General features: G+C 62.3%; 9 protein-coding genes. All 9 read right to left on the bottom strand.

The window, feature by feature from the left end:
• Window positions 1–341: 341 nt before the first annotated feature.
• On the bottom strand, window positions 342–1,802 hold the full coding sequence (locus ACIREA_RS19335; RefSeq protein WP_397383977.1) for a TolC family protein: 1,461 nt from the start codon (window positions 1,800–1,802) through the stop codon (window positions 342–344).
• Window positions 1,803–1,852: 50 nt separating this feature from the next.
• Entirely contained in the window at window positions 1,853–3,160 is a 1,308-nt protein-coding gene (locus ACIREA_RS19330; protein WP_397383976.1) for an HlyD family secretion protein, read from the bottom strand.
• Window positions 3,161–3,165: 5 nt separating this feature from the next.
• Window positions 3,166–5,337 carry a peptidase domain-containing ABC transporter gene (locus ACIREA_RS19325; RefSeq protein ID WP_397383975.1) on the bottom strand — a complete coding sequence of 724 codons (2,172 nt, stop codon included), beginning with the start codon at window positions 5,335–5,337 and terminating at the stop codon, window positions 3,166–3,168.
• A gap of 421 nt (window positions 5,338–5,758) precedes the next feature.
• Window positions 5,759–6,130, bottom strand: a complete 372-nt coding sequence (locus ACIREA_RS19320) for a hypothetical protein (RefSeq protein ID WP_397383974.1) — start codon at window positions 6,128–6,130, stop codon at window positions 5,759–5,761.
• A gap of 596 nt (window positions 6,131–6,726) precedes the next feature.
• Window positions 6,727–7,485 carry a carbonic anhydrase family protein gene (locus ACIREA_RS19315; RefSeq protein WP_397383973.1) on the bottom strand — a complete coding sequence of 253 codons (759 nt, stop codon included), beginning with the start codon at window positions 7,483–7,485 and terminating at the stop codon, window positions 6,727–6,729.
• A gap of 162 nt (window positions 7,486–7,647) precedes the next feature.
• Window positions 7,648–8,526: a DUF6671 family protein gene (locus ACIREA_RS19310; RefSeq protein WP_397383972.1), complete on the bottom strand. Its 879-nt coding sequence runs from the start codon at window positions 8,524–8,526 to the stop codon at window positions 7,648–7,650.
• The gene (locus ACIREA_RS19305) at window positions 8,508–8,648 is read right to left on the bottom strand and encodes a hypothetical protein (RefSeq protein WP_397383971.1); all 141 of its coding nucleotides are present in this window, start codon (window positions 8,646–8,648) and stop codon (window positions 8,508–8,510) included. Before ACIREA_RS19305 ends, ACIREA_RS19310 begins: the two co-directional genes overlap by 19 nt.
• Complete coding sequence (locus ACIREA_RS19300) at window positions 8,641–8,883, bottom strand: putative inorganic carbon transporter subunit DabA (protein WP_397383970.1); 243 nt, start codon at window positions 8,881–8,883, stop codon at window positions 8,641–8,643. Before ACIREA_RS19300 ends, ACIREA_RS19305 begins: the two co-directional genes overlap by 8 nt.
• 40 nt (window positions 8,884–8,923) lie before the next feature.
• On the bottom strand, window positions 8,924–9,316 hold a 393-nt coding region (locus ACIREA_RS19295), incomplete at its 5' end, for a carbonic anhydrase (protein WP_397383969.1).

The raw sequence follows: 9,316 nt of genomic DNA, 5'->3' as shown, positions 1-9,316 counted from the left end.
AAGGCTGGGGCGTGGTTGCGAGGACTAGTGCTTTCGCGAGCGCGAAGCGTCTTGAAGTGCGTAGGGCAGGCGTGGGCGCGATGCCGCTTTTGCAGGCCGGACGGTGGGCTTGGGCTTGAGATCGTGATTCACCTCGCGAAAGCGGTAGCTGCGATGCAGGCTTGCGCCTTGCATCTGCGCGACCGCAGTCCAAAAGGCTGGGGCGCTGGGCGGTGCGGATGCGTGAGGGATCGGGACGATCCCTCTCCGCCAGAGGGCTGATGCGTTCGCAGGGTAGCTGCGGGGCATCATGCGCGATGGGGGCACAAGCAGCTTGGACTCTTCTTCGACTGCGCGTGGTCTTATTTGTCGGAGGCGATGGCGGCGCGGTAGTTGGCGTGGGCGCGGAAGTATTCGGACTGGGCTTCGACTTCGAGGACTTTGGCGTCGAAGCTGGCCTGCTCGCGGATCTGGAGGGCGAGGAGGTCGGTGGCGCCTTGTTTGAGGCGCTCGGCTTCGGCGGTGGCGAGCTGCTGGGCGAGATCGACGTTGCGGCGGGTCTGAAGGAGGACTTCGTGGGCGGCGAGGAGGGCGCTGTGGGAGTCGCGCACGTCGGCGGTGATGCGCTGGCGGGCGAAGAGCATTTCCTGATTGAGGCGCTCGATCTGGGCGTCGGCGACCTCGACGCGGCCTTTGGCTTCGCGGCGCTGGAGGGGGACTTTGAACTCGATCTTGGCTTCGATCTCGGTGCGCTCCAAGGCGGATGGGAGTCTGCTGCTGGTGCCCTGCGCGGCCTGCACGCCGAGTTCGAGGCTGGGGAGGAGATTGTTTTTGGCGAGGCGGCGGTCGATGCCGGTTTTCTCCAGGGTGAGCTCGATGCGGCGCATCTCGGGGCGGAAGATGAGGGCCTTGGCGATGTCCACGGTGAGCTGGGATTCAGCGGGGTGGCTGTGAGTGGGGAAGGCGGAGGGGAGGCGGGTGCGTGGGGCGAGGATGGGCTCTGCGGAGCGGAGGTCGCGGTAAAAGAGGGAGAGCTCAATGGTGGCGGCCTGCAGGCGGCGGCGGGCCTGGACGACGGCGATCTCACGGCTGACGACGAGGCGCTGATTGTCCACCTGGACGATGGGGGCTGAGGCGCCGTTTTTCACCTGCTGGGCGATGGCGGAGTCGCGCTCTTTGGCGACGCGGAGGAGCTCTTCGGTGAGGGAGAGGCGCTGGCCTGCGGAGAGCCAGCCATAGTAGGAGATGGTAGCGGCGCGAATGAAGTCCAGGTACTGCCGGAAGATGATGGGGTCGGCGAGTTCCTGATCAATCTGCGCCTGCCAGAGGGTGGCGCGGCGGCGGTCGATGGTGCCGTCCCGCAGGAGGGGGATGCGGAAGCCGAGGATGCCTGCGCCATCGGTGCTGGTGCGGTCTTTGTTGTAATTTGGCAGGAAGCCGCTGCTGAGGCGGTAGCCGCCGTAGACGCCGCCGCCCCAGTTGGTGAGGGGCTGCTCCAGCATGGTGTAGGCGGTCTGGCCGTCGTAGTAGCCGGAGGGGGCAAAGGAGCCGCCGGCATTGAGGTTGAGGTCAAAGGCGCCCATGGCCTGGCGTGCGCGGCCGTTGGCGATGTCCTGCTCGATCATGGCGGCGAGGTAGGGCGGGTACTGGGTCTTGACGCTTTGCAGGACTTCCGTGAGGAGCAGGGGGCGGGATTTCTCCTTCTCTTTTTCCTCAGGCGCGGCTTCGACTCCGGCAAAGGGGAGCATGAGGGCGACCATGGCGGCGCGGCAGCGGTTGATGGCCTGCGGGGTGAGCCTGATGGTGTTTCCGACGGTGGGCATGAGGGCTGGCATCTTCTGGGTCGAGGTCGGGTTCAGTGTGGTAGGAAGTATCACTTCTTGGTGGGGTCGAGCTTGCCGTCGGCGTTGGAGTTTACGGCGGGGAAGCCGTTGATCTGGCGCCAGAGCTCAAACCAGAGGGGGACTTCATCGAGGAGGAACCAGGCATTGGCGCGGGTGCCCTGGCGCAGCCAGCGCTCGCGGTCGGGCCAGCCGACGGTGACGGGGCCCTTGCCATCGCCACGGTCCACCACATCATCTGCGGGGCCGATGAGGACGCGGAAGCGGCCCTGGCCGTCATCGCTGGCATCCACAAAGACGACTTCGCCACCAAAGGTGCCGATGGCGAGCTGCGGCCAGCCGATGGCCTGAACGGCGGGCCAGCCTTCAAAGGCGAGACGCACGGGGCTGCCGGGCGTGACGACGCCGTCCACTTCCTTCCGCGCGTGGATGAGCGGCATGTCGTTGCCGTCCACCCAGATTTCCACGTTGCGGCTGTCGCTCTCGGGAATGATGACGCAGATGAGGGAGCCGGGGCGGAGGTAGGTGCCGTCTGTGACGGCGACCTGGAGGACGACGCCATCGCGCGGAGCCTCGACGATCTGGCGGAGGTTTTGATTGATCTGCACGTCGATGACGGAGAGATCGCGCTCTGCGGTGGCGACTTCGCCGAGGGCGCTGCCTTTGGAGGCGTGGATGGAGGCGATGAGGGCATCCATGTCATTGCCGGTGCGCTTGAGGGCGGCATCGGCGGACTTGAGATCGGCGGCGGTAGCATCGCGCTGGAGGGTGGCGAGCTCCATGCTGCGCTGGGATTCGAGCTGCTTGCTGAAGAGCTCCTGCGTGCGGGTGTGATTGAGCTGCGCGGTTTCGGCAGCGATCTTGGCACCGGCGACGCGCTGGTGCGCGCCATCGATGGCCTGGGCTTTGGCGAGCTCCTGCTGGGTGATCTGCGCGGTGAGGGATTCGACGCGGCCCTGGGCGAAGTCGCGGCGGCTTTCGATGGCTTCGCGCTGGGCGCGGAGGTTGGCGAGGAGATTGGGGTCGTTGTCCTGGATCTCGATGATGAGCTCGCCTTTCTTCACGCGCTGGCCTTCGGTGATGTGGAGATTGCGCACGCGGCCGGAGACCTGGGCCTCCACATTCACACGGCGGTCCAGCGGATTGAAGGCGATGACGCGGCCGGTGCCGGCGACGAACTGTCGCCACGGGAGAAACAGGAGCGCGATGGCGAGCACGGCGAAGCTGACGAGCAGCAGACGGCTGAAGATGCGCGTGAAGCGTGCGGGGCTGGCGAGGCTGAGCGCGGGCAGCGGCGGCGCGGAGGAAGCGAGGGTGGGGGATGGGTGAGTCGTCGTCATGGCAATCAGGCGGCGGAGGTTTTCGGGGTGGTGCCATCGCTCAGGTGGCAGGGGGCGAGCTCGATGAGGTGATCGCAGCGGCTGCTGACCTGGGAATCACGTGTGGTGACGATGACGGTCCAGGGGGCGGATTTGTCCAGGATGGCGGCGGAGAGCTGGGCGAAGGAGGCGTCGTCCATGTTGTCGAGCAATTCGTCGATGAGCAGGAGGCGGGGGCGCTGTGCGAGGGCGCGGGCGAGGAGAAGGCGAATGCGCTGATTTCCGGAGAGGGGGGCACCGCCGATCTTGAGGTGGAGATTCAGGCCTTCGGGGCGTGCGAGGAGTTCATCGAGCAGGCCGACTTGTTTCAGCGCGGCGCGGATTTCATCGATGCCGATGTCGCTGCGACCGAGGCGGAGGTTTTCCACGACGGTGGCGTCCATGATCTCGTCCCGGCGGAGGAGCTGGGTGCTTTCGCGCAGGGCTTCGAGGTCCCAGGTGCGGAGGTCCACGCCGTCGATGGTGACGAAGCCGGCGGAGGGCTGGCGGAGGCCGAAGAGGATGTCCAGCAAGGAGCTGGCACCGGCGCCATGCGGGCCCACGATGGCGGCGCTGGCGCCTGCGGGGATGGTGAAGCTGCGCCCGCTGAAGAGCGGCAGGGTGGGGATGTGGGCAAAGGAGATCTGGCTGGCGATGACCTCGGCACCGAGGCCGCGTGTGGCGGGCTTTTCGCCGCCTTCGCGCTCGGTTTCGAGATCGAAGACGTGGCCGAGCTTGTCCATGGCGGCCATGACGTCATACCAGGCTTCGAGTTTTTTGCCGAGCTTGGCGAGGGAGGCGACGATGCCGCTCATGATGATCTCGCTGGCGACGAGCTGGCCGAGGGTGATCTGCTGGCTGATGACGAGGTAGCCGCCGACGACGAGAAGCGCGGCGGAGGCGACGACCTGCAGCGTGAGCAGGGCGGCGACCTGGCGCATGAGGACGCGGAAGTGCCTGCCGCGCGCCATGACGTAGCCGGTGCTGAGTTCATTGGCGCGCTCATGGGCCATGCGGCTGCCGCCGGGGCCTTTGAAGAGGAAGGGGAAATGGGCGACTTCTTCAAACCAGTTCACGAGGTCGTACTTCATGCGTGATTCCTCGATGCTGGTGTCCACCGCGCCGCGGCCGAGCAGCCAGAGGCTGAGGATGATGAGGGACAGCAGGACGGCGGCGAAGATCAGCAGCAGCGGATGGTAAACGGAGAGCAGCAGCATGCCGATGAGGCCGCCAAAAACGAGGTTCACACCATCGAGCAGCAGCAGGGCGGTGGACTTCTGCGCGGTGACGACATCAAGGAAGCGGTTCACCATTTCCGGGGCGTGCACTTCATCATGCACCTGCGCCTTCACGCGTGGCAGGCGGTAGGCGAGGTCTGATGCGGCGCGCACAAAGATGCGGCGCTGGATCATGTCTGACACATAGAACTGAAAGCCCGTGACGACGGCCTGCAAACCGAGGCAGCCGAAGAGGGCGAGTGAGACGATCACCAGGGCCTGGAGGTAGGGGCGTGCCTGACCGCCGAAGGCGAGATTGCTCACGATGGCATCCACCGCCATGGGGACGGCGAGGTAGAGCAGCGCGGAGATGACGGAGAACATGAGCAGCGTGCGGACTTCCTGCTTCTCTGCGAGCAGCATGCCGATGAAGCGCCGCGCGGGGCTGAGGCCTGCGTGGTCATGGTGCGCGGCGTGGCCGTGCTGGGGTGCGGCGCTCATGTCCTGCGCTGCGCGGTCGAGGTGGACGATGCCGGCCTCCACCACGGTGTGCACGCTTTCCACACCGACGAGGTTTGCGAGCGCCTGCCGCGTGAGGGTGAGGCGATGGGTGGGATGCTCCCCGTCTGCGAGGCGGAGGCTGAACCAGCCTGCGTAGGTGATGACGAGCCAGCGGTTTTCCACGCTGCTCCAGATGACCACGGGGGAGTCTGCATGGGCCTGCCACACGGCCTCACTGAGAGGCATGCGCACGGGGGAGACCTGCATGCCTGCGCCTGCTGAGGCGGCGCTGAGCTGCGCGAGGGGATCGCTCTGCGCCTGCGTGGCGTGGTGGATGGCTGAACGGGCACGCTCCGGGGTGATCTCACTGCCGAGGATGGCGGAGAGCTGCAGCAGAGTCGTGGGGGAAAGGATGGGCGGGGGTGTGGATGGCGGTGTCAAAATTGAAGGAAAATTCGCGTGTTATACGTGTTGCTACCACAGGTGGACTCACCTGTGTGACTGCAAAAAACAGCCATGAATGTAATCAGGCGGAAGATCAAGGAAAGAGGCCTGATGAAATGGGGGGCGGATAAAGGATTGGCTGGGTGAGAGGCGGAGATGATGGCGGTGGGACTTAGGGGGATGGGGAGTGGAGGGGGGCGGTACTTTCGCGAGCGCGAAGCGTCTTGGAACCGGAGCGCAGCGGAGGTAGACAACCGCAGGCTGCCCGAAGGGTGAGCGCAGCGAATCAACGCGTGCGGCAAGGCTGGGCGCCACGCCGCTTTTGCAGGCTGGACGGTGCGCTGAGGCCTGAGGTCGTTCTTCACCCCGAGAAAGCGGTGGCTGCAGTGGCGAAACCGGCAGCGGCGGCGGGCCTATCCTAAAGCTTCCTCTCCGTCTGTGCTTCTTGAACACCTTCGGCTATGGATCGGGCCAGGGTCTTTACGGCACCTTGTGTGCCTTCGGCCAAATCATTGATCGCGTCGGTCGTAACAGGAACTTGCTCGGCTGCCGCATATCGGGCGATCGCTCCGATGAAGCCAAACATGCACATCATGAAGCCGACGAAAAGCAGAGGCATCCCGACAAAGCAGCACCAAAAGTAACGCGGCGGGCCGAAGCCACCGAAAGAGGAGAAAAAGCTGACCACGCCAATGATGGTGAAGATGAGGCCGATAGCTGCTACGACAGGGCCTGCGATGCGCAGAAATGTGCGCGTCTTGTTGTGGAGTGGAGTTTGCAGCTTGCTCATCGTTTTAAGTGCGCTTGATCGGCCTGACTCATTGCTGGCAAACAGATTGATTGAGTGCGCTAGCAACGCTACGGGCCAAAGTTTTGTCGATTAACAACAGGTTGTCGACTGTAGGAATGTTGTTTTTTAACGCATCGGCGCGTCACATTCAATCAAAGTCGGCCATGCACGGTGCAGACAAATTCGCCTCTTCTCCTGCGCTCCTTTAGAGCGCGGCCTTGAGATGGACGGCCCCAGCATCGAAAACCCAGGGCTTGCGCCCTGGGCTGACTCCTGCGGGCCGTTGGCCCACTATCAACGAGACTCACCTTAGCTGAATGCCACGCATGCCTGGCAATTTTACTTCCTCGCTGAAGTTACGCAGGACAGGCAAGGCACGGCGCGATGACGCTTTCGGATGGCGAACGGTGGGCTGTGGCCGGAGATCGTTCATCAGCCCGCGAAAGCGGTGTCGACGATGCAGGCTTGCGCCGTGCATCTTTGCCACCGCAGTCCAAGACGCTGGCGCGTGGCATGAGTGGGCCGGTGCTTTAAAAGCTGCGATGTGTGTTTTTAACGGAGTGCTGCTCACGCTGCAGCACAAGGCCAACGCTGAATTACTCGATGAACTCCAGCGTCCCGTCGGTGAGGCGGTAGAAGGCGCCGACGATCTTGATCTCGCCCTCCTCCTCCAAATCCCGGAGGATGGGGCTGCGGGTGCGGATGTTTGAGAGGGAGAGGCGCACGTTGTTTTCCGCGACGTATTTGACGTAGAGGGGATTGGCGGAGGTCTTGTCGCCCTGGAAGTCTTCGCTCAGGGCCACGGCGGGTTTGATCTTGGCGAGGAGGGTGGTGAGGTTGCCGAGCTTCACATTATCGATGGCACCACGGATGGCACCGCAGTGCTGGTGGCCCATGACGAGGATCATCTTGGCTCCGGCCAGCTTGCAGGCGAACTCCATGCTGCCGAGGAGGTCGTCATTGACGAGGTTTCCCGCGACACGGCCCACGAAGACATCGCCGATGCCTTGATCGAACACGTCTTCCACGGGGACGCGGCTGTCGAGGCAGCTGAGGACCATGGCCTTGGGGAACTGGCCGGGGGCGGATTTGCGCACCTGCTCGCGGTGATTGCGGCGGGTGACCCGGCCGGTGCGGAAGCGCTTGTTGCCGTCTTTGAACTGCTGCAGCACTTCATCCGGGGTGAGGCGGGCCTGCTCTTCTGCGGTGGTGACGTGGCTGACGACGAGGTCGTGCTCAGGGTGGGATGTGTGATCTGGGGAATCGGGGCTGGAGAGCTGGCGCGTGCTCTTCCTCTCGCCGAGGCTGGGGGGCTTGGAAGTGTCAGCGGGCTTGCCGGTTTCAGGATTACTCATCGCCTGAGACTAGAAGGCCGTCCAAAGTTGTCAAACCAGCCGTCTCTCAGAGTGAGATAATCAACATGGCCCTGGCCTCAGGCCGCTTTGCACAATGGTTCAGCGCAAAACTGCCCTCCTGCAGCCAAGTGAAGTTTCGTGGAGGCTGGATTTATGAATGCATCAGGGATTGCAATAACCACAATGCATTGGCTCTGCCTGAGTGAGTCTGTCTGCGCGTCCATGAATTGTCTCAAAATCGCATTTTACACAGCCGAAAATCTCTAATTTCACCAAATCCGTTTCTGAACGGCACGAGCTGCATTTCAAACCTTTTTCCACCCGGATCTTTCCCCAGCCTGGAAAACTGCATTTCGGGCAGTGAGTGGCAAGCCGGTCTGCCATTTTCGCCGCCAATTCTCCAATCACTTCCATGCGCGAAGGATTGAACATCGCCCGCATGTCGGTTTCCACCCATACCTTCCCCTCAGATGAGTGTTTCAGGCATTCCTTGAAGGCCTCTTCCAATGCCGCCTGTGAATCCACCCCCTTGAAAAGGGGCGCTTTGGTATCTCTGTCATTAGGACGAAGAATCAGTGCATGTGATGGGAACTGAATGGCACCGGCAAAAGTCTGCAAATCCTCCAACGAATCCACCGCCTTCATGCAGTAGTTCGTTTTTGGGCTAAGGTGAGACATGTGCAGATGAAAACCATGCCTGCGGTCGATGAAATACAGAATCTCATGATCGCAGGGCACGAAGGGAATAAACGGGTGTGGTCCGAAACTGCCCTCACTGGCCAGAGCGAACTCTACTTTTTCGCCTAGCCGTTTCAGTGACCAATCACACTTGAGCCGGGCGCATTCGAGTGCATTTCCTGCGCGTTCGACCTCGCCGGTGAATGTGCCAAGCAGATCGGTGTCCATCGGATACTCTACCATGCTCGCTTTCAACTTATCCCAGAAAGGCGAGGCGACAGCGATGGACTTCGCATGCTTGGTGGTTAATACAAAGCAACTTCCGGCATAGGCGGAGCGCATTTTCAGTGGGTGTTCTTCCATGTTAATTCAAGGTTCAATATATAGGTTTTACGGCTGTCAGGTTCAATGCAGGCCAGCTGCACCCAGCCGTTGCCGAAGAGTTTTTGCAGGACCGGCGGCGCATGAACAATGGCATCAAGCATCGGGAGAGGAGCATGGGACACTGTCAGCAATCATAGAGGTTCGTGGCAGGCTTCTCTTGGCGGTGCGATACACCGATTGGAGCGGCAGGCCGGTCATCAAATCGCTGGCATTGCCCTTCATGATGGGGATTTCATTCGTTGTGGTGTTATGCTCAACCGCAAGAAAGCTTGTCGTTTCTGGGATGTTGACACCCTGCTTGGAAAGTTGATCTCCAACCCCAGCACGGTTGAGCATGGCGCAGTGGCCGCAGATGCCGCCGCTGAACCGTTTTAGTTCACTCGACAAACTCCAGCGTGCCATCCGTGAGGCGGTAGAAGGCACCGACGATCTTGATCTCACCTTTGTCCTCCATTTCCTTCAGGATGGGGCTTTCTGCGCGGATCTTGGCGAGGGTCAGCCGCACGTTGTTCTCCGCCACCCGCTTCATGAAGAGCGAATTTGAGGAGGTTTTTTCGCCGGGGAAGTCTTGGCTCATGGCCACGGCGGGCTTGATCTTCTGCAGCAGGGAGGTGAGGTTTCCGAGCTTCACGTCATCGATGGCGCCCCGGATCGCGCCGCAGTGCTGGTGGGCCATGACCAGGAGGAGCTTGGCACCGGCCACCTTGCAGGCAAACTCCATGCTGCCGAGGAGGTCTTCGTTCACAAAATTCCCCGCGACACGGCCCAC

Source organism: Prosthecobacter sp. (genome assembly GCF_044373815.1).
Classification (GTDB): Bacteria; Verrucomicrobiota; Verrucomicrobiia; order Verrucomicrobiales; family Verrucomicrobiaceae; genus Prosthecobacter.
This window is presented reverse-complemented; position numbering and strand designations above follow the sequence as displayed.